The organism is Micromonospora sp. NPDC047521, from assembly GCF_055587305.1.
In genome coordinates, this window is sequence record NZ_JBVJGN010000013.1 from 109,187 (window position 1) to 132,607 (window position 23,421).

Here is a 23,421-nt window from a genome sequence, read left to right on the forward strand (position 1 = left end):
GCCGCCGAGGCGCAGAGCGCGCGTCGGCGGCCCACCGTCTCAGCCGTTGTCGATCAGGCTGGCGATCTCGTTGTAGATCAGGTGCGCTTTCGCGCCCTGGTTCGACGGACAACCACCCAGGTGGTGCAGGGCGATCACCCGGTGGCTGGCGTCCAGCACTGGTGAACCCGAGTTGCCGCCGGAGGTGTCACAGCTGTAACTGATGTTCCAGGTGTTGTAGTTCGCGTTCCGGACCGCGCAGGTCGGGCCGTTCTGGGCGTCCTCGTAGATCGACAGCCGCTTCGGGCTGCCGTCGCCGTGCCCCGGGACATAGATCCGGGTGCCGTTGCTGGTGGCGGTGGTCGCCAGGAACAGGGTGCCGAACCCCTGGATGGCGGCGAAGTTGTTGACCGAGAACAGGGTGTAGTCCAGCTGGCTGGAGCCGCCGCTGCTCACCTTGTAGAGGGTGGCACCGCTGACCTTGGTGCCGGCGCCGGGATTCGCCCCGCCGCAGGTGGCGCACTGGTAGTTGAACTGCATCTCGCTGCCGCTCACGGCGGACTGCGTCGAGAAGCAGTGCTTGTTCGTCAGCATCCGGTTGGTGTTGCCGACCCGCCAGGTGGTGCACAGTCCACCGCCGCTGATCAACAGCCGCGCCACCGCCCGGCCGCGGGCGTACTCGGTGGGGTGGCTGTTCTGGTAGCAGACCACGTCCCTGCGGGCGTCGGTGCTGCACACGGACTGGGTGGAGAAGTTGTGCGCGGCGATCTCCGTGCGGTCGTATCCGCGCCAGAACCTGTCGATGGTCGCGGCGCTGCCACGTGAGGGGCGGCTGCTGTGCAGTGTCACCACGGCGGTGTCGCCCTCCACCGACATCGCCCAGAACCCCGGCTGTCCGTCGGTGGTGTAGTCCGAACCGGTCCCCCGGTTCAGGTGGCGGTCGTACCTGTAGCTCTCCTTGCCGTCGCGGCTCGACACGGTGACGTAGTCGCCCTCGGCCAGTCGCAGCGCGCTGAAATGCACCTTGACGTAGGTGGCACCGGGGTGCTGAATGATCTGTGTCCCGCCGTTGGGGGCGTAGGAAAGGGAGCTGTCGACGGTACGGAGTTCACCGACGGTGGTCACGCCCTCTGCCGAAAACTGGTTCGATTCCGGCGCCCGCTCGGACTGCGGGGCGAGAGGGACAACCGGGTACGCCTCGGCGGCGGGTACCGACAGCAGGCTCAGCCCAAGTGTGCAGGCAGCGAGCGCGACCGCTCCGGTTCGTAGGCGGCGCAGGGCATGATGCATCCGTCGCTCCTTCTCAGGAATCAGCACCGGGACGTGCCTTCGGCATTCATACCTGAGACGACGCAAGACATCTAATCTCATCTATGTCATAGCGTCCGTCGTTCCGTCTCCACCTGGGTGGGACACGACGGGCGGCTGACCAGCCTCAATGGATGTCGTCGGTGTGGGCCCTGATCCGGCTGGCGGCTCTGGGCCACGCGACGGTGGGGCAGGCGTGTCCGTCGGTGGCGCTGCACCCGTCCTGATCGCGGAGGCGACGCCACCGCTCGTGCGCAGCGAAGATGCGGCTCAGGCCGTCATGCTCGTCGCGCAGCTCCAGGAACTCGTCGAGCAGGTCGAACAGGGTCTCGACGGTACGGGCGTCCAGGTCCGGGTCCATGGTGCGGACGTTCGTGAGGCCGATGGGTTCGGTCAGGTAGGCGACGATGCTCCACCAGGTGTGGTTGTCGAGGCAGCCGGCCCGTGTCACCAGCCACGGTTGGAAGCCGATCAACAGAGTCCGGGCGTTCGCCTGGTTGCACCCTTCGACGAAGGCCGCGACGCTTGCGAAATCCCCGCGGATGAGCCACATCTTCGGCCGCATGCGGACGGTGGCGAACAATTCCCGGTAGTTGGTGATCGTCACCAGCCGAATTCTGCCTGGCCGTCGGCTGTCCACGCACCCCCACGCTCGAGGTCTCGGCACCCCCGCCGCGCTGCCGGATGGTGCGACGGGAGGGCACCGCGACGGTGACGGCGCGGAGCGTCAGCGGCCCGTACGTCGCAAGGCCTGTGCGTTCGCGGAGAGGAAATCCCGCACCGTCTTCGGCGCCGTGCCGGTGACCTAGGCGACGGTATCGGTCACCTCCGCGAAACCGCCGGCGCGCACACGCTCGAACGTCAACCTGTTGAGGTCTCGTTCGAAGCCCTCTGTCCCGGCCACGGCCTCGTCTATGGTCAGGTCCCGGTGGATCACCGGATGTCCCACAGCGGCAGAGAGCAACTCCGCGGTACGTGGCAACGACAGGCTCTCCGGTCCGGAGAGCTGGTACGTCCGACCGGCGTGCCCGTCCTCGACCAGCGCCCGCTCGGCGACCGCCGCGATGTCACAGGCATCGATCCAGGCCATGGCGGCGTCGCCGCTGGGGAACGGCAACTCCCCCGCGTCGGCGATCTGGTGGGCGTAGAAGCGCGGGTCGGTGAGGACCTGCATGAACCAACCCGGCCGCAGGATCGTCCAGGGCCGTCCACTCCCGCGTACCACGCGCTCGACGCTCGGCGCCCAGCCTGCCGGGAAATCGGAGCCCGGGTGGCCGCCGTCCTTGTCGGACAGCAGGACCACCCGGGTCGAGGGTGGGGTCCCCGCCACGAGCGCCCCGACGAGTTCCGGTGCGTCCACGCGATCCGGCCGGACCACGTACACGGCGTCGACGCCATCGGTCGCCGCCGCCCACCCGGCGGGCTCGTCCCAGGAGAAGGCAACCGGGTGTACGCCGACGATGTCCACGGCGGACGGATCACTACTGCCGCCGCGCACCTCGACGCCCTGCCGAGCCGCGAGTGACGTCGCCAGCGGTAGTCCCGTCTTGCCACGGACCCCGGTCACCAGGATCCGGATCACGTCGGTCCCGGTCGAGTTCGCATGCCGCATCGTGCGATCCTCCTGTTGGCTCCATGAATGAGGTGGTCGACGGCAGTGACCGGCGCGCGCCGCACCAGACGTCGAGCGCGACGCGCCGGAGTTCCCTGGTGATCGGTCACGGCCGCCCGAACAGAGCGGCCAGCTCGGCATCCGACACGGCCAGGGCGGCCCGGTCGAAGGTGCTGCCGGAGGCGACGAGTTCGGCGGCCCCGGTGCGGTCGAGCAGCTCGGCGAGCTGACGTTCCACCTGGGCCGGCGTGCCACTGATCGCCCTCGCCGCGGTCTGCTCAAGGTGCTCCTGCTGGCGCGGGGTGCGGGGTGCGGACCGGGCCACCTGCACCGGTTCCAGCGGCGGGAACACCCCGGTGGTCCGACTCTGCGCCATTGCCCATGCCTCCGGAAGCAGCAGGTCCGCGGCCTCCCCGGCGGTGTCGGCGATCAGCACGTCGAGGCTGACCGCCACCCACGGCTCCGGTTGCTGCGACGAGGGTCGGAACGCGCGCCGGTACTCGGCCAGGGCCGCCAACCCGAGTGCGGGGTCCCCGCCGACTCCCAGGAGGGGGCCGCCCACGATCACCGGCAGGCCCAGCTCGGCCGCGATCTGTAGGCCGCTTCCGGTGGCCAGCGCGTACAGCGGCACCTGTCCCTGCGGCTGCGGGTGCAGGGTGACCTCCGCCGTCCCGTTGAGGAACCCGTGCAGCTCGGCGAGGTCCGCGGCGAAATCGCCGTCGGTCTGCCGCAGCGCACGGCGCACGGGCGCGGTGAACCCCGGCGAGCGGCCCAGTCCCAGGTCGATCCGGCCCGGGGCGAAGGCGGACACCGTCGCGAACTGCTCGGCGACCACGAGCGGTTGGTGGTGGGGAAGCATCACCCCGGCCGAGCCGAGCCGGATGGTGCTCGTCGCACCGGCTACGGCGGTCAGCAACACCGCCGGGGCCGCTCCGGCGATCCCGGGGACGCTGTGATGTTCGGCGACCCAGAAACGGTCGTACCCGAGCCGTTCGGCGTGCACCGCACGTCCCACCGTACCCCTGAGCGCCTCGGAGTCGGCCTCGCCGGCGCGGGTCCGGGACCGGTCCAGCAGTGACACGCGCAGGCCGTTGTCCATCACCACAGGTCCAGCATGGCTGAACCCGGGGTTGTTCCCGGCGCATACCCGGTTCCTCGGGGATGGGGCGAGCGCGGCATCGGTACGAGATGGCGCCGGGGATCGCCACGGTGCTGCCGGCCGCCGCCCCGTGCCGGGCCGGCAGCACCGTCAACGGGCCTACGCGAACGCGAACTCCGGGGCGTCGGCCGTGAGCAGCGCGGTCCGCGACGGCACGGGCAGGGCGTCGGCCAGTTCGGCGAGCATCCGCCGCACCGTGGCCGCCCCGCCCGCGTGCATCGCCTCGATGACCACCAGCACCTCGTCGGTCCCGGCGCGCACCGCCGACGCGCCGCTCTGCCGGTGGGTCCAGCGCCGGGAGTGCGCCTCGCCGGCCGCGTCGGCGAAGACCACCTCGCCCGGCTCGGGCTGCTCCGTCTCCCCGCCGAGGGTCAGGTACGTCTCCGCCCCGGTGGCCCGGCACACCGTCAGGTCGCCGCCGATCCGCGCCAGGTCGAGCACGGCCACCGGGACCGCGTAGGCGAGGGAGAGCGCGTTGCCCAGGTCGACCAGGGGGTGCAGCCGGGGCAGCTCACCGTCGCGGCGGAGACGGCGCAGCAGCGACTCGGCGGCGCACCGGTAGCGGGTCGGCGCCAACCCCATCCGGCCGAAGGCACGCCGCCACGCCTGGATCTCCGGGAAGCCGCTCTCCGGGCCGCCGGCGAGGCGGGCCCGGGCCGTGTCGGCGTACCGGTCGAGGCGGTATCCCACCTCGACGGTGCCGTCGAGTCCGGTGGCGTGCAGCACCCCGCAGCTCAGCTCGGGGAAGGTCGACCAGACGTGGGGGGAATGGTGGAAACGCAACGAGGTCTCCGATCAGGCGGTGAGAGCCAGGCCGAGGCCGAGGGCGAGGAAGCTGGCGGCGAAGCCGTGCCGCAGCAGGGCGGTGACCCGGGGCCGGGCCAGCACCCGGCGGCGCAGCGCGCTGGCGAGCAGGGCGAAGCCGGCGAAGACCACGAGCGTGACCAGCACGAAGACGGTGCCGTGCAGCAGCATCCCGAGCGTCGCGTCCGGCGTGTCCGGTGGGACGAACTGCGGCAGAAAGGCCACGAAGAACACTGTCACCTTCGGGTTGAGCAGGTTCAGCAGCACCCCGTCACGGATCACCCGTGCGGCCGGTGCGGGTGGACGCCCGTCGTCGACCGGCAGCGGGCCCCGGTCGCGCAGCGCGGACCAGGCCATCCAGAGCAGGTACGCCACACCGAGCCAGGTCACCACCCGGAACGCCGGAGTGCCGACCCGCAGCACGGCGGCCAGCCCGGTGACGGCGGCGGCGAGGTGCGGAAGCAGGCTGACCGTGCAGCCGACGGCGGCGAGCAGCCCGGCCCGGCGGCCGGCGGCCAGTGCGGTGGAGAGGGTGTAGATCACTCCGGTCCCCGGGGTGATCGTCACGACCAGGGCGGTCAGCAGGAAGGCGATGCTCATGCGGTCCAGCCTGCGGCCATAATGGCCCCGTGGACAGGGCCAAACAAGGCGACGAACGCGGGTCCATAACGGCCGGTGCCGACTTCCTCCAGTTGGACGTCGGCGAGGCCCCGCCCGGTGGCCGCGCCGCCTGGCTGGCCGGGCGGTTACGCGCCGCGATCGCCGACGGGCGGGTGCCGGTAGGCGCCCGGTTGCCCGCCAGCCGGGTGCTCGCGGTCGAGCTGGGCGTCTCCCGGGGCGTGGTGACGGAGGCGTACCAGCGGCTGACCGAGGATGGGCACGTGGTCGGCCGGGGCCGGGCCGGCACCGTCGTGGTGGCCACGCCGGCCGCGGTGGTCCACCGCGCGCCCGTCCCCCGCCGCCCGCCGGAGGTGTTCGCCGACCGGCCGGACACCACGGTCTTCGACGCGCTGCGCACCGCCCCGGCCGAGCTGGACCTGACGCCCGGCGTACCCGATCTGGCGGCCTTTCCCCGCGCGGCCTGGCTGCGCGCCGAACGCGCGGTGCTGCACCGCCTTGCGCCCGCCGACTTCGGGTACGGCGACCCGTCCGGTACACCCGCGCTGCGGTTCGCTGTCGCCACCTGGCTGGCCCGCAACCGGGGCATCCGGGTGGACCCGGCCGAAGTGGTGGTGGTGGCCGGGGTGTCCCAGGCGCTCGGCCTGCTCGCCCAGCTGCTGCACGCCGACGGCGTGTCCACTGTGGCCGTGGAGGACCCTGGCTCGCTCGGCGTACGCCAGCACCTGAACAACTGGCGGCTGGACACCCCGCCGGTGGCGGTCGACGCCCAGGGCCTGCGGGTCGACCAGCTGGCGGCCGGGGGCGCCCCGGCGGTGATGCTGACCCCCGCGCACCAGTTCCCGACCGGAGTGGTGCTCGACGGCGACCGGCGGCGGGCACTGCTGCGCTGGGCCGAGCGGGGCGGCCTGGTCATTGAGGACGACTACGACGCGGAACACCGCTACGACCGCCCGCCGGTGCCGGCGCTGCGCGGCATGCTGCCCGACCGGATCTGCTACACCGGCAGCGTCTCCAAGCTGCTGGCCCCGGCGCTACGGATCGGCTGGGTGCTGGTCCCGCCGCGGCTGCACGCCGACCTGGTCGCGGCCAAGCGGATGGCGGATCTCGGCAACGCCGCCCTGCCGCAGCTCGTCCTGGCCGAGCTGATGGCCTCCGGGGCGCTGGAACGCCACCTGCGACTGCTGCGCCACCGGCACGTACGCCGCCGGGACGCGATGATCCGGGCGGTCCGCGCCCACCTGCCCGGGGCGGTGGTACACGGCGCCGCCGCCGGCCTGCACCTGCTGGTCACCCTCCCCGGCGACCTCGACGACACGGCACTGGCCGCGGCGGCCCTGCGCCGGGGCGTCAAGGTACAGCCGCTGTCCTGGCACGCCCAGCGCCCGCAACCACCCGGCCTCGTCCTCGGCTACGCCGCCAACCCGCCCCACCACATCGAGCGTGCCCTCGCCACCCTCGCCGTCGCCCGCCAGACCCTCCCCTGACCTCGGTTACCCCACCGCCTCCAGCCCGTTCGCCGAGGAGGTCGACACCGACGCGAGCCTCTTGATCGACGCGGGGCGTGCGTGGGGAGGCGGATGGGTAGGGGGGTGGGATGGTGACGGGTGGGGACGGGGCGCGGGCGCGGGGGGTGCTCGGCCGGTACGCCGCCGGAGCGGTGCTGGTGCGGCTGGCGGACGAGGGGGCCCGCGTGGCCCTGGTGCTGCTGGCCATGGAGCGGACCGGCAGTGCCGCCTACGGCGGGGTGCTCGTGGCGGCGCTGATGATCCCTCACGTCGTCGCCGGGCCGGTGGTGGGCGCGATCGCCGACGGGGTCCGCCGCCGCCGACTCTTCTACCTCCTGACCCTGCTCGGGTACGGCGGCGCGCTGCTCGCCGCGGTGGCCCTGGCGACGGCCTCCCGGCCGCTGTCGGTGGCGCTCGTGGTGCTGGCCGGCAGTCTCGCACCGGTCATGCTGGGCGGGCTGACCAGCCTCCTGCGCGACCTGGTACCCGACCGGCTGGACAAGGCGTTCGGCCTCGACGCGATGTCCTACAACCTGGCCGGCATCGCCGGGCCGGGGATCGCGGCGGTCACCGCCGGGTTCGCCGGGGCGACCGCCGCGACGGCGGTGCTGGTCGCGCTGGTGGCCGTCGGCGTCCTGGTGCTGTCGACGCTGCCCATCCGGGACCGGCCGGCGCGCGCGTACCGCCACGACGGGTCCGGCCGGGCCACGCCGCTGGCCGCCGTGCCGCTGCTGTGGCGGCGGCGCCGGCTCGGTGCCGTGACCCTGGCCAGCAGCATCGGTTACCTGGGCATCGGGGCCCTGCCGGTGGCCGCGGCGCTGCTCGCCGGCCAGTTCCGGCACCCGTCGTACACCGGCCTGTTCCTGGCGGTGGCGTCGGCCGGCGGGCTGGTCGGCTCGCTCTGGTGGGCCCGCTACCCGATCCGCTCGCAGCCGCCCGAACGGGTGGTCCTGGCCAGCCTGCTCGCCACTGCGGTGCCGTTCGCGCTCGTACCGGCCATGCCGACGGTCTGGGCCACGCTGCCGCTCTTCGCCCTGGTCGGCGTCCTGAGCGGGCCGCTGTTCTGCAGCGTGCTGGCAGTACGTGACCAGGAGGCGCCACCGGCGGTGCACACCCAGGTCTTCACCCTCGGCGCCGGCCTGAAGACCACCGCCGCGGCAGGCGGCGCGGCGCTCGCCGGTGCCACCACCGGCGCTGGCGCGGCCGTCCTGCTCCTCGGCGTCGCCGCCTGCCAGGCCCTCGGCGCGGTCGCCGGTGCCGCAGTGCTGCGCCGCGGGTCAGCCCGACGGCCGGCGGTAGAGGACGCCCAGCGCGGCGGCGGTGCGCGCGAGCCGGTCGCGCGGCGCGGCCGGGGCGAGGACCTCCACGTCGGCGCCGAGCTGTAGCAGGTCACCGCGGGCGTGGGTGAGCGACTCGACGAGCCCTTGGCCCTCAGGCAACCAACACGGTTCACTGACCTGCTCTTTCACAGGTTCTGAGCTGCCGGATGGTCCGCCGGTGTCCATGCTCGTCCGTTGACGTCCAACCCGGTCGGCGTTGACAGTTCCTCGAATGCACCTACGCGCGCCGTGACCGGCGCGCCAGCCTGCTGGAGGCGTTAGCCGACTCCTCTGCGCCGCTGTGGATTGTTGAGTTCTTCGTGACTCCCGACGAGGCAACGACCCGGTTCCGGAAGCGGCGTCAGGCCACGGATCTCGACGAAGATCTCGTCCGCGAACGCGTCGACGCCTTCCCCTACTCCGAGCAGGCCCTCCGCGTGGAGTCGTCCTTCGGGGCACCCGAGGAACACGCTCGGCGCATCACGTGGCTGCAGCAAGGCCTCGACCAGTCGACCAGGACGTGTGGGCCGAGGATGGAAGGGACTGGAGCTGACAGGAACCCGGACATCGGCAAGAGGCCGAGGCCTCACAGACCGGCCGTCGTGACAGTCCGCGTCAAGGGCGGTACAGGGCACCCTCAAGGCCTGGGTAACCCGTCAAGCGGAGTACGACAATGGCGGCGGCCGGCGGAACCAGTAGCGGCGGTGGCGCTGGATCCCATCAAAATCGTGCTCGACGACAGGCGGGTCTGGCAGGCGCGGCGAGGACGAGCGGACCGCCGTCACGCCGCGGCCGCAGCCTGGCGATCCCCGGCGTCGCCGTCGGCGAGCCCATTGACCTCCGCCGGTTGCCTGGCCATGATCATTCGTATCACCACCTCGTACGCCGGCGGACCACACCGAATCGTCACCGAGTCGCCTACCCGTGAGCCCGGCGTGCGAGGCTCAAGCTCCGCGACCAACGGGCCACGCCGCGTGGCCCGGCCACTACCGCCAACCCCCGCACAATTCCTGGCGTGACAGCAGCCCTCAACCCACACCCCTTGTGCCCGGAGGAACGCAGACCATGGACCACGCATCTCAGCTCATCCAGGAGCGGAGTGCCCCGCCGGCCACGCTGGTGATCTTCGGTGCCTCCGGTGACCTGACCCGGCGTAAGTTGCTGCCCGCAGTCGAGAGCCTGGCTCGCCACGAGCGGCTTTCGGACCAGTTCGCGCTGGTCGGCGTCGCGCGCACGTCGATGACCGACGAGCAGTTCGCCGAGAGCGTCCTCGGCGAACGCACCCTCGCCAGCAAGCGCCAGCTCCAGGGCGGCGTGCGGTACGTGGCCGGCGGCTACGACGATCCGGAGACCTACAAGCGGCTCGTGGAGACCCTCGACGAGCTGGACGCACAGCGGGGCACGTCCGGCAACCGGCTCTTCTACCTGTCCACACCGGCCGGGGCCTTCGAACCGGTGATCAACGGACTGGCCGGTGTCGGGCTCAACCAGCCACGCGAAGGCTCCTTCTCCCGCCTGGTCATCGAGAAGCCGTACGGGCGCGACCTGGTCACGGCCCGCGAGCTGGACGGCGTGGTGCACAGCGCGTTCGACGAGCACCAGGTCTTTCGTATCGATCACTATCTGGGCAAGGACACCGTCCAGAACGTGTTGGCGCTGCGCTTCGCGAACTCGATCTTCCAGCCCATCTGGGATCGCTCCTGGGTCGACCACGTGCAGATCACCGTCGCCGAGACCCTCGGCGTCGGCAGCCGCGGCGGCTTCTACGAGGACGCGGGCGCGATGCGGGACATCGTGCAGAATCACGTGCTCCAGGTCCTCGCGCTGGCACTGATGGAGCCACCGGCCTCATTCGAGGCCGAGGGTCTGCGCAACGAGAAGGTGAAGCTGCTGCAGGCGATCCGGCTCCCCACCGACCGGGACATCGCCGAGGCGGCGGTCCGGGGACAGTACACCCGGGGCGGCACCCGCGAGGACCTGATGGCCGGCTACCGCGAGGAAGCCGGCGTCGACCCCCTGTCGCGGACCGAGACCTACGCCGCCATGCGGCTCAACGTGGACAACTGGCGTTGGGCCGGGGTGCCGTTCTACGTACGCACCGGCAAGCGCCTGCCGGCCCGGCTCACCGAGGTGGCACTGCAGTTCCAGCGGCCGCCGCACCTGCCGATCCCGACCGACCAGCTCACCGGCCTCGACGCTGACGCGCTGATCCTGCGGATCCAGCCGAACGAAGGCATCTCGCTGCGCTTCGGTGCCAAAGTGCCGGGCCACTCCTTCCGGGTCCGCACCGCCACTATGGAATTCTCCTACGACCAGACGTTCGCCGAGGAGTCCCCGGAGGCGTACGAGCGTCTGCTGCTGGACGCGCTGGTCGGTGACGCATCGCTGTTCATCCGCAGCGACGAGGTGCAGCAGTGCTGGCGGATCGTCGGCCCGATCATCGACAACTGGGAGAAGGACAACTCGCCGATCCCCACCTACGAGGCCGCCTCCTGGGGCCCGACCGACGCCGACCGGCTGATCGGCCGGCACGGCCGCAAGTGGCGCAACTCCGCGTGACACGGCGTTGTGGGGTTTCGGGCTGTGGGCGGGCGGCGTCGACGGTCTAAGAGAGCGTTTCGCATGTCTGTCGGTCGGGTGTGTTGAAGGTCCGGGGTTGTTGGCGGGTGGCGGGTCCGCCTCGGGTGAGGCGGCCGAGCATGCCGGCGATGGCGGCCCACCGGATCATGGCTTCCGAAGTGGCGGGGCGGGTTTCGTAGTCGCGGGCCAGCCGGCGGTGGGCGGTCAGCCAGGCCAGGGTCAGCTCCACCACCCAGCGGCGACGGTGCACGACGAACCCCTGCTGGCCGGCGGGCTTGCGCACGATCTCCAAGGTGGTGCGCAGCGTGTCACGGGCCCAGTCGACCAGACGGCCGGCGAACCCTCTGCTCGGTGATCGACCCAACTTCAGCCAGTTCTATACACAGCTCTTGAGCTTCTCGCCGTCAATCAGCCCTGCGCCCGCCGATGATCTACGGCCATCCATAACGGACCCTCGCCGGGCCAGCAGCCCTCTCGTAGAATGTCACCCGTGGTAACGACACGGGAGCCGGGTTCGTACGAAGTCCGCTTCGGCGCAGCGTCGGCGTACACCCTGCTCATGCTCGTCGTCCTGATCCTGCCGGTCGTCGTCCTGGGTGTCCTCAACTGGAGACAACTCAGCTTCATGGAGCTTGTGGTGGCTGCTTTATGCGCCCTCGCCCTCGCCCTCGCCGGCGGTCCTCGCGTCCGAGGGATCCTGGAGCGCCGGAGCATTGTCCTCATCGACTCGCGCGGGGTGCACCTGGGACAGGTCGACCGCGACACCCCCGCGGTGCTGGAGCCTTGGTCGGCAATCGACGCGGTGGTGTATTTCGACGCTAGAAGGGGCGACACCGACGACAACTGGAATCACTTCTTCGGCGTCGTGCGCGGTGGCAGGATCGTCAAGTATCGCCACTTGGTGGACCGCAAACTGAACGTGGTGGGGTCCGCCGATGCCACCGCGCGCTTCGGCGGTGGCACCCCCTTCCGGGAGGCACCCAATGTCAGCAATTTGCCGGAAGTTACGTTCGTCGGCCTGCCCCTGCCCAACGAGTGGTTGCAGTGGGACATGCGACCCGACAACCGAGCGATCCGCCGTCCGAACGAGCGAAAGCGGGGCAGGCTGTTCTAAGGGATCCGCCCGCTGGGCAGCCCCGAGCGACTGTACGAGCTTGTCAGCACGCACGACGCGGCCATGCCGTGTCGACCACATCGCGTGATCGTGTCCGTGCACCTGCCGAGAATGAGTGAGGCTGACGAGATGGTGGACGTGTCGGTCGACATACCGTCGCCCCTGCGCACGTGCATCGTCTTTTGCGAGGTCGAGTGTGTCCGCGGGTGCTGCGGGATCGACGCCGTCTCTACCGATTCGGCCCTTCTCGAGGCGTGGTGTCGTCGAGTGGGGTCAAGCACGGTGGTCGAGGCTCGGCTTCAGCTCGCCGAGCTGATCGAGGTGGTCGAGGACCGCTCGCACCACGTCACGTCGACATTCCTGAACCACCGTACGCACGACTACGCCGCCCGGCGTCAGTTGCTGGAATTCCTGGCCGCCCTTGAAGCGGGACTGGCGGCCGGCGATGCGTCGTGAGCGGTCAGGGCGCCGGAAATCCGTGTCGGCGCGGCACAGTTCGCTCCGGACCCTCTGGTCGCGTCCGTTGTGACGGCGGCCTACCCGGCAGTGCCTTGTCGTGGTCTTCAGCCGACGGGCGTGCCGACACCGCCGCGCTCCATGGTGGCGCGTAGCCGTGTCAGCGCTCGACCGAGTTCTGCGATCTGGGCCGGGGCGATCGACAGGCCGATGTGCGTGGCCAGGTGTTCCTGAAAGGTGTCTTCGGCGTCATCAACGACTTCCGCGCCCTGTGGGGTCAACTCCAACAGCAATGACCGGCCGTCGGCGGGGTTCGGCACCCGCCGTACCCAGGCTCGGGCCTCGAGCCGTCCCACACCCTTGCTCGTCGCTCCGACCCCGATCGCGAAAAACTCGGCGAGATCGGCGACCCGCGATCCAGGATGGTCACGGAGGTAGCGAAGAAACTCGAACTGCGAAGCCACGATGCCGTGTTTCCGACGCAACGTCTCGTTCAAGGCGTTGTAGAGCCGGGTCTCACAGCGGACCAGATCACTGAAGACCTGGGCGAGTGTGCCGGACACGGCACCGGAAGAAGATGCCGTGGCAGGTATATTAGCTTCCACGGCATCTATTTTACGCCAGTGGGAGGCACAGACATGAGCAGGGCACAGCGAGCGGCAATCAGCGCCAGGCTGGGTAACGGGCCGAAGGACTTCGTGCCTGAGCCGATCGAGACGATGCGGGAAAACTTCGCCGCGCTCATGGCACTGTTCCCGGTTCCTCAGGCGCGGACCTCGAACCTGAGCCTGGGCGGCCGTCCGGCGGTGCTCGTCGAACCGGAGGGCGAAACCCGCCCGGGCACGATCCTGTACTTTCACGGCGGCTCGTTCGCGCTCGGATCTCCGCAGACCGCGATGGGTCTGACCGCGAGTCTGGTCACGCGCACAGGAGTGCGGGCCTTCTCCCTCGACTACCGGCTGGCCCCGGAGAACCCGTTCCCGGCCGCGATCGAGGACTGCCTCGCGGCCTATCAAGCCCTGCTCCACAGCGGCATCGCCGCCGAGTCGATCGCGTTCGTGGGCGATTCCGCCGGTGGTGGCCTCACGGTGACCACCACCCTCGCCGCCCGAGACGCCGGGCTGCCTCTGCCGGGCGCGCTGGTCGCGTTCTCGCCCGGCCTGGACCACACCCGCACGGGCGAGTCGATGGACACCAAAGAGGGTGTCGACCCGTTCTTCACCCGGCAGGGCATGGCCCACACGGCAGGGCTCTACCTCCGCGACCAGGACCCCAACCAGGAGCTCGCCGCGCCCGCCGTGCTCGCCGACCTGACCGGTTTCCCGCCGATCCTGCTGCAGGTCGGCACGAACGAACTGCTGCTCGACGACTCGGTCCGGCTCGCGAAACGCGCCCGCGACGCCGAGGTCGACGTCATCCTCGACATCACCGCGGGCGTTCCGCACGTCTTCCAGTCCTTCATCGGCCAGCTCGACGAAGCCGACCACGCCCTGGACCGCGCCGCCCTGTTCATCACGCAGCGACTACAAACCCCCTGAGCGCTGTCAGAAGCGCATTCCTACCGACCTGCCCCTGGACCGTAGGGGCGGTGGCGCATCTTCCCGTACCAAGAATGTTTGCTCGGCTGTCGATGGACGACCAGGCTGACTCGTCGGAAAGGTAGGTGGGTCCGACCGGGCTCCAGACGACGGGACACGGGACATGGCGAAGTATCTGATCCTCATCCACGGCGACGAGCGGCAGTGGGCCGCGATGCCACCGCCGGAGTTGCAGAAGCGCGACGAGGCCCACCGCGCCTTCACCACCGCGGCCGGGCCGGCCATCCTCGACGGCCGGCAACTCGAGCCGGCGACGATCGCGACCACCCTGCGCACGGACCCGGCCGGTCGACTGGCCATCACCGACGGCCCGTTCCTGGAGACCAAGGAGGCGGTGGGCGGCTACTACCTGATCGAAGCAGCGGACCTCGACGAGGTGATCGAGCTGGCTTCGCAGCTCTACGAGGTCTCCGCCGGGCACAGCGGGGTGGAGATCCGTCCGGTTGTCGAGCACGGATGAGCGCCGAGGTCGTCGCGGCGGTCGCGCAGGCGCACCGCCGCGACTGGGCGCACGTGTTGGCGGCGACGGCACGCCTGACCCGCGATCTCGACCTCGCGGAGGAGTGCACCCAGGACGCCTACGCCCAGGCGCTGCGGACCTGGCCGCAGATCGGCGTCCCCGATCGCCCCGGCGCGTGGCTCACGACAGCCGCTCGCAACCGGGCACGGGATGTGCTGCGGCGGGAGTCGGCGATGCGCCGAGCCCTACCGCTGCTCGTACCCGATCAGGTGGTAGCCGGGCCCGAGGACGGTCTCGACGACGACCGCCTGCGGCTCGTGTTCACCTGCTGTCACCCGGCCCTGTCCCGTGACGCCCAGGTCGCGCTGACGCTGCGGCTCGTGTGCGGCCTGTCCACGGCCGAGGTGGCCCGCGCATTCCTGGTGCCGGAGCCCACCATGGCCGCGCGGATCACCCGGGCCAAGAAGAAGATCACCAACGCCCGTATCCCGTACCGCGTGCCGTCACCCGACCACCTTGCCGCACGCGTCAACGCCGTCCTGGAGGTCATTCATCTGATCTTCACGACCGGTCACACGGCGCCGACCGGCGCGCACCTCGTCCGGCGGGACCTCGTGGACAGCGCCATCGGCCTCGCCCGGATGCTGCACCTGCTCATGCCGAACGACGCCGAGATCAGTGCCCTGCTGGCGCTGCTGTTGCTCGTCCACGCGCGCGCCGACAGCCGCCTGTCCGCCACCGGGCGGCTCCAACTGCTCTCCGAGCAGGACCGCGGGCGCTGGGACACCCAACTGATCAGCGAGGGCGTCGCGCTGCTGACCGGTGCGCTGCACCGCCAGCCGCCGACGCGGTACGCCGTCGAGGCCGCGATCGCCGCCGTGCACACCGAGGCGCCGACCTGGCGGGAGACCGACTGGGTGGAGATCGTCGGACTGTACGACGTCCTGCTCAACCTCTGGCCCTCCCCCGTGGTCGAACTCAACCGAGCCGTGGCGGTGGGGATGCGCGACGGTCCGCAGGCCGGCCTGGACGCGCTGACACCGCTGCTCGCCGAGCCGGTGCTGGCCACCTACGGCTACCTCAGCGCCGCCCGCGCCGACTTCCTGCGGCAACTCCACAGGTGGGCAGAGGCGGCCGACGCGTACCACGAGGCGATGACCCTCACCGACAACGGCGTCGAACGCGCCTTCCTCGCCGAACGGCTCGCCGAGGTGCAGCGCGCAGTGTCCGGTCGCGGGCTCGTGTCGGTGTCCCGGCGGATCGCCGCGCCGGCGGCAGACATCTTCCGGATCCTCGCGGATCCACGGCGACACAACGACATCGACGGCTCCGGAATGCTGCGGGGCGCCGTCTCGGACCAGGTGGTCTCGGCCGTCGGTGACGTGTTCGTGATGAGAATGCACTACCCGCCGTACGGCGACTACGAGATGGACAACCACGTCATCGAGTACGAGGCGGACCGCCGCATCGGCTGGAGGCCCGAACCTGGCCGGGGCCACCCGGACACCACACCCGGCAGCACGACGCCCGGGAGTTGGGGGCACTGTTGGACCTACGAGCTGACCCCCGACGGGCCGGACGCGACCGTCGTGACCGAGATCTATGACTGTTCCCACGTGCCCGAGGACCGGCGGGAGTCGATGGACGGCGGCCGCATCTGGCTCACCAGCATGACCGAGACGCTGCAACGACTGGATGCGCTCTGCGCCGAGGAACGCCACACCCCCGACATCCACTGAGAGACCCGGAACGCACCGGGGGCGCGGCGGTTACCGCTTGCAGCCGCCAGGACAGGCCGCTGGCGAAGCCGCGGAGCTCTGGGTGTCCGCCGTTGTGGGCACGGGTCGATCCAGGCGCGGACGGATCTATGCCGGCTCGCGCACGCCGCCGGCGTTGCCACCGTCGTCCAGCCTCGGTTCGGCCGGGGCCTCGGGCAGTTCGTCCGGCGCGCCAGGCAGAAGGACGCTCGCGTCGTCGGGCACCGGTTCACGCGGGTCGATGGGAGGATACTGATCGGGGTCGAGATCCGGTCCAGTCATCAGGAGAGTATCCGTCGTCTTCCTGCCTGCCGCTCGTCGGGCCCGCGAGCCGGCGGTCCCCTGAGCGGGAACCGTCGGTGCTGTTACGCGGCTCTCCGGTACCTGCCGGGTGCAGTGCCGTATTGGCGTTTGAACGCGTTGGCGAACGCGAACTCCGACGTGTAGCCGGTCCTGTGTGCGACGGCGCTCAGCGGCGCGTCGGACCCTTGGAGCAGCCGAGCCGCGGTGGTCATCCGCCACCAGGTCAGATAGCTGAGCGGCGGCTGGCCGACGAGGGTGGTGAAGCGCCTGGCGAATGGTGCCCGGGACAGCCCCGCCTCAGCGGCCAGAGTCGCTACCGTCCAGGGCTGCGCGGGGTCGCGGTGCATGGCCCGCAGCGCGGCCGTGATGGCCGGGTCATTGAGTGCCGCCGCCCAACCTGTGGTGGCCCCACGTGCGGGCTGCTCGTCGAACCAGGCGCGCAGGATGTACAGCAGGAGCGTGTCGAGGAGGGCAGGCACGATGGCGTCGGTGCCGAGGCGAGGTCGTTCCAACTCGGCGGCGAGCAGGTCCACGGTGGCGCGCAACTCGGGGTGGCGCCCGAGGTGCGCCGGGAGGTGGATGAGTTCGGGCAGGTCGTTCAGGAGCGGATGTGCGCGGGCTGGATCCAGTTCGTATGCGCCGCAGAGCGTCACGGTGGTAGGGCCATAGGTACCGGCGGGCTCGCCCACGGTGGCGGTTGAGTAGCGCTGGAGGAACTGCGATTCGTTCGGGTCGCAGGCGGGTGCGGCCACCGGGGTCGACGGGCTGTCGGCCAGCACGTGCCCCCGCCCGTGCGGCAGGAACACCACGTCCCCGACGGTCAGCGACACGGGGTCGGTGGCCGGCGGAACGAGCCAGCACGGACCCTGCAGGATCACCTGAAAGCCGGCGCTTCCCGGCACCGAGGCGAATCGCTGCGCCCACGGGGCACGCCACACCACCCGCGCTGATCGCGGCTGACCGGTACGCATGACCGGATCACGTCACTGAGCACGTCCATCCAGCGACAGTACCTACGTGAAGACGATCGAGTATCAATCGAGGACCAGCACACATGGTTCGTCGTCAGCTGGCTCCATATGTTCGGTGGCATGAAAGCCGCACGAATACATGAGTACGGTGACGCGTCAGTCATCCGATATGAAGACGTCCCACGCCCGGTGCCCGGCCCGGGTGAGGTGCTGGTCCAGGTCGCCGCGTCCTCGTTCAATCCGTCCGAGACGGCGCTACGTTCCGGGCTGCTGCGTTCCGTCCTCCCGCTGAATCTGCCGTACACGCTCGGCTGGGATGTGGCCGGCACCGTGATCGAGATCGGCAGCAAGGTGCACACGCTCGCCGTCGGCGACCGAGTCGTCGGCCGGCTCGACGGCGGGGGCGCAGCGTCCGAGTACGTGGCCGCCCCAGCCGACACCCTTGTCCCGGCACCCACCGCCATCCCGCTCGCTAACGCCGCCGCCATCCCTGTCGCCGGCCTCACCGCATGGCAGGCGGTGTTCGACCATGCCCGCATAACGCCCGGGCAGCGGGTACTGGTCAACGGCGCGGGTGGCGGCGTAGGCGGATTCGCCGTCCAGCTTGCCAAGCACGCCGGGGCGCAGGTCATCGCCACGGCAAGCCCGCGCAGCGCAGCTGCGGTCCGCCAACTCGGCGCCGACCAGATAATCGACTACAGCGCCGCACCCGTGAAGGATGCGGTGGACAAACCGGTCGACACCGTCCTCAATCTCGTCGCGATCAACCCCTCGGAGGCCGCAGCCCTGATACCGCTGGTTCGGCCCGGTGGTGTCATCGTCTCAATCGCCACCCCGATCGTGCCGTCCGCCAACGCCTCAGTGAGCGCAATGCACATGGTCGCCCGCAACGACGTGAACCACCTCGCCGCACTGGTGAAACTCGTCGACGCCGGCACGGTCCGCCTGAATATCGACTCGTCCCGCCCGCTCGCCGACCTGGCTGCGGTGCATCGCGAGGCCGAGGCGGGCAACACCCGGGGCAAGACCATCCTCATGCCGTGAAGGAGTCCCTGACCACCACTTCCGCCTTCCGGATGATCAAGGTGGCTCCAGACGGGCGCGCTCGCGGTCGGAAGCGCCCTCGTGGCTACCACGCGACGCGATCAAGGACATCGCACGGTGCTGCCGTCCCTGCGCGCCCAGCGCAGCGGTCACATCATCAACATCTCCTCGATCCTCGGTCTGACCTCCTTCCCGGGCTGGGGTCTCTACTGCGCCGGAAAGTACGCCCTCGAAGGGCTGACCGAGTCACTGGCCGCGGAAGTCGGCGATTTCGGCGTGCAGGTCAACCTCGTGGAGCCCGGCTACATGCAGACCGATTTTCTGCGTACGCACTCCCTTGGCCTGCCGCCGACCACCGTGTCCGGCTACGAGTCGATCCGGAAGATGACCGAGGCGCACCTGGCGATGCCGGGCACCCAGCTCGGTGACCCCGTCCGAGCCGCAACCGCCATCATCGAGGTGGCGGTCTCGGGTAAGGCTCCTCTGCACCAACTGCTCGGCTCGGACTCCTACTCGCTGGCCAAGGCCCGCATCGACGCGCTGACCTCCGACGTGGAGGCGGGCCGCGAGCTGGCGTACACGACGGACATCCCGCAGCACAGCTGACGGCTCTCCGCGGCCTCCTGGCGTTGCCCGGCCTGGTCTCACTGTCCAGGCCGGGCCCGCCGCCGTTCAGCCGGTGACGAGGTCGAACCTTTCCGACTTACCACCCCTAACAAAATGATGTTGGGCGTAGCCCCGGGATGTGAGAGTCGCTCTCTCTGAGCGTGAGGAGGGGTCAGCAGCCGCCGTAGATCGTCATGGACGACCTTTGGGCCGAGATCGCACCGCTGCTGCCGCCCCGACCACCACGGAGCCACCGGTTCCCGGGCCGTAGCCTTCGACGACCGCAAGGTGTTCGTGCTCTACACCACGATCCCGTGGGAGTACCTGCCCCAAGAGCTCGGATTCGGGTCGGAGATGACCTGCTGGCGCCGGTTACGGGACTGGAACGACGCGGGCGTGTGGCAACGCCCGCGCGAAGTCCTGCTCGGGAAGCCGCGGGCCGCCGACCATCTGGACATGTCCCGGGCGGTGATCGGGGGCACGCACATCCGGGCCCTCAAGGCCGGCCCAAAACCGGTCCGAGCCCGGTCGACCGCCGCAAGCCAGGCTCGAAAGACCAAGTCATCTCCGACGCGGGCGGCATCCCCTCGCGGTCAACCTCGTCCAGATCACCGACTACATCGCCAAGTGCGTCACCAAGAGCACCGGAGTAACCGGCCTGACCCTGCGTGTCAACCACAGTCCGCCGACTCAGGTAAGGCCACACCTGGAGCCGCAGACCGGGCAGTACCCGCGCTTGGCGTTCGAGGTCACTCTCGTATTGCACTTCGCACATTCGCCTTCGTTCCAGAGGCCCTGGTCGGCTCCGAGGCCACCGTCGTAGTAGTCCCGGTCAGGCCATACGACGAGCGCAAGGTCAGGCAAGTCCCGGGTGTCCTCATCAGTGGTCGCGGTAGCCAGGAGCAACACCGATCGGAGACCGTCCTCGTCCCCGGCGTGGTGCGGCAAGACCCGCCGCATGACATCCACGAGTTCATGGACCGGGAGCGCCACGAGCTGTGCGGCGAGCCGCTCGCGATCTTCATCAGTACTCACCGGGTCACCGTACGCAGCTCCCGCCAGTTGCGGCCGCACCGCTCGTCACCGCATCACTCCCCATCAGTCGGTCCACCGGGTCAGCGAGACTAGGTACACCTCCCGGCCCATGACGGCCGAAGGTCGCCAGCAGGCTGGGGCCGGGCCGGCGCAGTCCGCCTCACCGCCATCGACGGCCAAGCCCGCGTCACCTGACGTCGATCCACTGGTTCGCCATTCCACCAGCTACCCGGCCTCGCGCAGGCCACGCGCTTCGAGATGCTCCTCAATCCCTGCCGTCATTCGCGCGAACTCCGCAGCCAAGTCGACGCCGTATCGGTCAGCAAGGACCAAGACCGACCAGAGACAGTCGGCCAGCTCATGACCGAGCCGCTCACGAGCGTCAGTGATCTCACGGCGCCCGTCAACAGCCATCACGAGCTTCGCGAGATCCCCGACGTCACCGACAAACCCCAGCGCCAGATCGCCGGTGCTCCACGCTGCACGACCCGCCGCAACGTTGTGACGGTCATACGAGTCAGCGATCGCAACCGCTCTCAACCTCAGGCTCTCAAGATCCATAACCGCAACCTACAAGACTGAGCATGGGAACGCGGATAGGCCTGCAAGGCCCACGACAGGTCGTCGTCGACATGAGCTTCGGGCTTGAGCGCAGCCAGCAGGGTGTTCGTCAGCAGTCGCACTCGCGTTAGGTGCACCACCGGGTCGACTTGAATTAGCTCCCAAATATGGCACCGATTATCATTATCCGATCTAGCGCGACGTTAATTGGGTCGCCATCGGCCGACAGCTACATTCCGCGGCGTGTAGCGCACTTCCTCGCATGGAAGGACGCCTACGCTACTCGACCACAGGTCGCGACGAAGTCCGATTCTGCAGCGGTGCCTCAGTTCGCCACGACCGCCGGAAATGGTCGCGCACGTCGTAATTATTGGCGAAGTATCGCATAAGCTCATCGTGACGGAACTGGTAGGCGATTCCAGCGACGCGAACAAACCCGAGTCCACACATTCGCCGCAAAAATCGGGCAGGGGCGAGTGGTAGCCGGAACGCCGAGGCCACGATCATGGCGAGATAGCGCCGCCATAGCGCACAAGCAACCGTCTCGCCGACAACTGCGCAATAGAGCAACGCCAGAGGGATACCCCACAGCACGCCCCATTCCAGGCTGAATCCCCATGCCAGGATCGGAAACATGACGGCGGCCGACAGTCGCGACACTGTCCGCTCGCGGCGCAGGACGCCCAACGGGCCGACGATTTCGGGTCTAGTGTCCGTCGCCAGAGTCTGACCGAAGCCGACGGTCAACCCGATCGCAAGCCAAGCAGTGACGAAACTTATCAATGCTATCCACGGGCCCAGCACCAGCCATGCCGCCACCGCAATGGCCAGTGCGGTAGCCGTCTGACGCAGCGAGAACCTCAGGTCGGTCAGCCGTGACCAGTCCGGCGTAGCGGCTGGCATCCACGGCTTTGTGCTTGTTCGTATGAGCATGGCCGACCAGACGGCGGCGCCGAGCAGAAGTCCGCCACGCGCTACCCAACCAAGATCCCAAAGAAACATGGCCGCCCATACGAACCCCGGAACAGACAGCAGCACGCACAAGATGAAATCCGTGACCAACGCCGCCCGCCCGGCGACCGGCCAAAGCCGGTGCAGAATGATGTCTCGCGCAGGCAAGATACGCCCAGCCACGACCCTCTGCGAAGACCGGTTTAGCTCCAAGTACTTGGCGTAGCGCGACAACCACCATAGGTCCAGCACGTTTCGCAGTCGTATCGGAAGCGCTGCCCGGACGGTGCCGACGGACTCCACATAGTTCGCCACCAAAGACGCGGCATTGGCCGTCTCCGCCGTCGTGACCAGCATGCGGCCAGGGTCGGTGCGATGCGTAGCTAGGCGACTCCTGGCCAGTTCCGCGATGAGGCTCAACTGCCAGGGGCTGGCGAGCAGAGCTCCGCGGCCTTCATCCTGCAGTGACGTCGCCAAGTCGAGCGCCTGGGCGAAAACGTCAGCGCCGCCAATCGACCGGGATAGATACCTTGTCGCCTCGGCGTAGCCGACGGGCCGGATGGTGTACACCCGCAGGGTGTAATGGTCGCGCAATTCCTCATCGATGGCACTCCAAGTGACTCGCCGGCAGGTGGCCAGAAAGCGCGCCGGCTCCTCGCGCAACCGCCACTCGGCGAGTTGGCGCAGCAGCCGCTCGGCAGGCTCAACGATCGTTTCATCGATGCACAGCTCGTCAATGCCGTCAAGCACTGGGAAGATCCGGCCCGACCCGATGAGGTCTTGGGCTGAGCCACGGGATACATTGAACTCGGTCGCAATGAACTTTGGAAGCCAGGCGTCGATCGCTTCGCCATCAATCCAGCGGCCGACCGGGACTACCAGCGGCACGACCGCAGGATCCTGTTTCAGGATCTCAAGGGCAACCTGCAGCGCGGTGTACGACTTCCCGCGACCGGGATGACCCAAAAGCACAGCACGCTGAGGTCCGCGCAACACCGCCTGCGCAAGCGCCTCCAGCCGCACCTCCGATGGCTCACCAGCGCTCCGGTAGCTGAGTGCGATGTGTTCCGATGTACGTCGAAGGTGCCGGAGCCGGGCACTGAGTTCACGGAGGAGATCCGATCTGAGCTGCTCGATCACGGCGGCTGGCTTTTCCCGACGCACTAGGCCAACCAACTGCTGCACCAGAAAGGCGATAAGGCTGACGGCGCCCAGAATTGTGCCAAGGTATCCAGCTTTGCTGCTCAACGTCTTGTCAGCCATATAGGCAGGCACGAACGTCGCAGTCGCCACCACGATAATTGCGCTCAGTAGCGTGACCAGGGCACCAGCTGTCCAGCGCAGAATCCGACGCCGGCTACCTGGTCTCATAGACGAATTCCTTCTGCTGGCCAGGAGATGTGACCACTGCCAAGCGCATCAAGGACAGCGACCTTGGTCGACCAATGCTCACGTTGCTGGCCCCGCTTAGAACCCAGAACAAGCGTGGTCCGATCGTTGCAAGTCTCCCACCAGTCAAGCTTTGACTGCGCAAAGGCGCTCTGATGTCGCAGCAATCCCAGCCTAGCGCTCGGCCGCCGCGGGCGAGATCGCCAAAGCCGCCCCAGGCGACGCCACAGCCGCCGAAAACCACCAGGTCGCCCCACCAAGAGAGTCCAACCACCAGCACAGGATACCG

At 69.3% G+C, this 23,421-nt stretch carries 21 protein-coding genes and 4 pseudogenes; 11 read left to right on the top strand and 14 right to left on the bottom strand.

Going from position 1 to position 23,421, the window contains the following annotated elements:
- Positions 1-39: 39 nt before the first annotated feature.
- The 6 genes from ACZ6N8_RS25145 to ACZ6N8_RS25170 form a co-directional block, all read right to left on the bottom strand.
- Positions 40-1,104: a trypsin-like serine peptidase gene (locus tag ACZ6N8_RS25145; RefSeq protein WP_466012977.1), complete on the bottom strand. Its 1,065-nt coding sequence runs from the start codon at positions 1,102-1,104 to the stop codon at positions 40-42.
- A gap of 310 nt (positions 1,105-1,414) precedes the next feature.
- A complete protein-coding gene (locus ACZ6N8_RS25150) occupies positions 1,415-1,894 on the bottom strand; it encodes a hypothetical protein (protein WP_466012978.1) in 480 nt (159 codons plus the stop codon).
- 198 nt (positions 1,895-2,092) lie between these two features.
- The gene (locus tag ACZ6N8_RS25155; RefSeq protein WP_466012979.1) at positions 2,093-2,899 is read right to left on the bottom strand and encodes a Rossmann-fold NAD(P)-binding domain-containing protein; all 807 of its coding nucleotides are present in this window, start codon (positions 2,897-2,899) and stop codon (positions 2,093-2,095) included.
- A 106-nt stretch (positions 2,900-3,005) separates the two neighbouring features.
- The gene (locus ACZ6N8_RS25160; RefSeq protein WP_466013030.1) at positions 3,006-3,998 is read right to left on the bottom strand and encodes an MsnO8 family LLM class oxidoreductase; all 993 of its coding nucleotides are present in this window, start codon (positions 3,996-3,998) and stop codon (positions 3,006-3,008) included.
- 159 nt (positions 3,999-4,157) lie between these two features.
- Positions 4,158-4,841, bottom strand: coding sequence for a B3/B4 domain-containing protein (locus ACZ6N8_RS25165; RefSeq protein ID WP_466012980.1), 684 nt, complete (start codon positions 4,839-4,841; stop codon positions 4,158-4,160).
- Between the two features lie 12 nt (positions 4,842-4,853).
- Complete coding sequence (locus ACZ6N8_RS25170) at positions 4,854-5,462, bottom strand: LysE family translocator (RefSeq protein ID WP_466012981.1); 609 nt, start codon at positions 5,460-5,462, stop codon at positions 4,854-4,856.
- A gap of 29 nt (positions 5,463-5,491) precedes the next feature.
- Between ACZ6N8_RS25170 and pdxR the strand changes: the two genes are divergently transcribed.
- Positions 5,492-6,967 (top strand): MocR-like pyridoxine biosynthesis transcription factor PdxR, encoded by a 1,476-nt coding sequence (pdxR, locus tag ACZ6N8_RS25175; protein ID WP_466012982.1) that lies wholly within the window; start codon positions 5,492-5,494, stop codon positions 6,965-6,967.
- Positions 6,968-7,080: 113 nt separating this feature from the next.
- A complete protein-coding gene (locus ACZ6N8_RS25180; protein WP_466012983.1) occupies positions 7,081-8,373 on the top strand; it encodes an MFS transporter in 1,293 nt (430 codons plus the stop codon).
- Here ACZ6N8_RS25180 and ACZ6N8_RS25185 read toward each other — a convergent pair.
- Positions 8,266-8,493 carry a WCX domain-containing protein gene (locus ACZ6N8_RS25185; RefSeq protein WP_466012984.1) on the bottom strand — a complete coding sequence of 76 codons (228 nt, stop codon included), beginning with the start codon at positions 8,491-8,493 and terminating at the stop codon, positions 8,266-8,268. The genes ACZ6N8_RS25180 and ACZ6N8_RS25185 overlap by 108 nt on opposite strands.
- Before the next feature lie 879 nt (positions 8,494-9,372).
- Here ACZ6N8_RS25185 and zwf point away from each other — a divergent pair.
- Positions 9,373-10,866, top strand: a complete 1,494-nt coding sequence (gene zwf, locus ACZ6N8_RS25190; RefSeq protein ID WP_466012985.1) for a glucose-6-phosphate dehydrogenase — start codon at positions 9,373-9,375, stop codon at positions 10,864-10,866.
- 46 nt (positions 10,867-10,912) lie between these two features.
- On the opposite strand, the pseudogene ACZ6N8_RS25195 reads toward zwf, so the two are convergent.
- A pseudogene (locus ACZ6N8_RS25195) lies at positions 10,913-11,230 on the bottom strand (transposase); the annotation flags it as partial.
- Between the two features lie 147 nt (positions 11,231-11,377).
- Between ACZ6N8_RS25195 and ACZ6N8_RS25200 the strand changes: the two are divergent.
- A complete protein-coding gene (locus ACZ6N8_RS25200; protein ID WP_466012986.1) occupies positions 11,378-12,001 on the top strand; it encodes a hypothetical protein in 624 nt (207 codons plus the stop codon).
- Between the two features lie 129 nt (positions 12,002-12,130).
- Complete coding sequence (locus ACZ6N8_RS25205; RefSeq protein WP_466012987.1) at positions 12,131-12,457, top strand: DUF6331 family protein; 327 nt, start codon at positions 12,131-12,133, stop codon at positions 12,455-12,457.
- 107 nt (positions 12,458-12,564) lie between these two features.
- On the opposite strand, the gene ACZ6N8_RS25210 is transcribed toward ACZ6N8_RS25205, so the two are convergent.
- Entirely contained in the window at positions 12,565-13,020 is a 456-nt protein-coding gene (locus ACZ6N8_RS25210) for a MarR family winged helix-turn-helix transcriptional regulator (protein ID WP_466012988.1), read from the bottom strand.
- A gap of 75 nt (positions 13,021-13,095) precedes the next feature.
- Between ACZ6N8_RS25210 and ACZ6N8_RS25215 the strand changes: the two genes are divergently transcribed.
- The 3 genes and pseudogenes from ACZ6N8_RS25215 to ACZ6N8_RS25225 all read left to right on the top strand — a co-directional run.
- The gene (locus ACZ6N8_RS25215) at positions 13,096-13,995 is read left to right on the top strand and encodes an alpha/beta hydrolase (RefSeq protein WP_466012989.1); all 900 of its coding nucleotides are present in this window, start codon (positions 13,096-13,098) and stop codon (positions 13,993-13,995) included.
- A 163-nt stretch (positions 13,996-14,158) separates the two neighbouring features.
- Entirely contained in the window at positions 14,159-14,515 is a 357-nt protein-coding gene (locus ACZ6N8_RS25220) for a YciI family protein (protein WP_466012990.1), read from the top strand.
- Positions 14,512-15,735 (top strand): annotated as a pseudogene (locus ACZ6N8_RS25225) (RNA polymerase sigma factor); the annotation flags it as partial. The gene ACZ6N8_RS25220 and the pseudogene ACZ6N8_RS25225, both read left to right, overlap by 4 nt.
- 645 nt (positions 15,736-16,380) lie before the next feature.
- On the opposite strand, the gene ACZ6N8_RS25230 reads toward ACZ6N8_RS25225, so the two are convergent.
- A complete protein-coding gene (locus tag ACZ6N8_RS25230) occupies positions 16,381-16,554 on the bottom strand; it encodes a hypothetical protein (protein ID WP_364375911.1) in 174 nt (57 codons plus the stop codon).
- Positions 16,555-16,637: 83 nt separating this feature from the next.
- Positions 16,638-17,575: pseudogene (locus tag ACZ6N8_RS25235) on the bottom strand (AraC family transcriptional regulator).
- Between the two features lie 91 nt (positions 17,576-17,666).
- On the opposite strand from ACZ6N8_RS25235, the gene ACZ6N8_RS25240 reads away from it, so the two are divergent.
- From ACZ6N8_RS25240 to ACZ6N8_RS25250, 3 genes and pseudogenes are all read left to right on the top strand, one after another.
- Positions 17,667-18,590 carry an NADP-dependent oxidoreductase gene (locus tag ACZ6N8_RS25240; protein ID WP_466012991.1) on the top strand — a complete coding sequence of 308 codons (924 nt, stop codon included), beginning with the start codon at positions 17,667-17,669 and terminating at the stop codon, positions 18,588-18,590.
- A gap of 117 nt (positions 18,591-18,707) precedes the next feature.
- Complete coding sequence (locus ACZ6N8_RS25245; protein ID WP_466012992.1) at positions 18,708-19,196, top strand: SDR family NAD(P)-dependent oxidoreductase; 489 nt, start codon at positions 18,708-18,710, stop codon at positions 19,194-19,196.
- A 294-nt stretch (positions 19,197-19,490) separates the two neighbouring features.
- A pseudogene (locus tag ACZ6N8_RS25250) lies at positions 19,491-19,592 on the top strand (IS5/IS1182 family transposase); the annotation flags it as partial.
- A gap of 294 nt (positions 19,593-19,886) precedes the next feature.
- Here ACZ6N8_RS25250 and ACZ6N8_RS25255 read toward each other — a convergent pair.
- The 3 genes from ACZ6N8_RS25255 to ACZ6N8_RS25265 form a co-directional block, all read right to left on the bottom strand.
- Positions 19,887-20,231, bottom strand: coding sequence for a hypothetical protein (locus tag ACZ6N8_RS25255; RefSeq protein WP_466013033.1), 345 nt, complete (start codon positions 20,229-20,231; stop codon positions 19,887-19,889).
- A gap of 225 nt (positions 20,232-20,456) precedes the next feature.
- Positions 20,457-20,792, bottom strand: a complete 336-nt coding sequence (locus ACZ6N8_RS25260; RefSeq protein ID WP_466012993.1) for a nucleoside triphosphate pyrophosphohydrolase family protein — start codon at positions 20,790-20,792, stop codon at positions 20,457-20,459.
- 279 nt (positions 20,793-21,071) lie between these two features.
- Complete coding sequence (locus ACZ6N8_RS25265; protein ID WP_466012994.1) at positions 21,072-23,114, bottom strand: hypothetical protein; 2,043 nt, start codon at positions 23,112-23,114, stop codon at positions 21,072-21,074.
- Positions 23,115-23,421 lie beyond the last annotated feature (307 nt).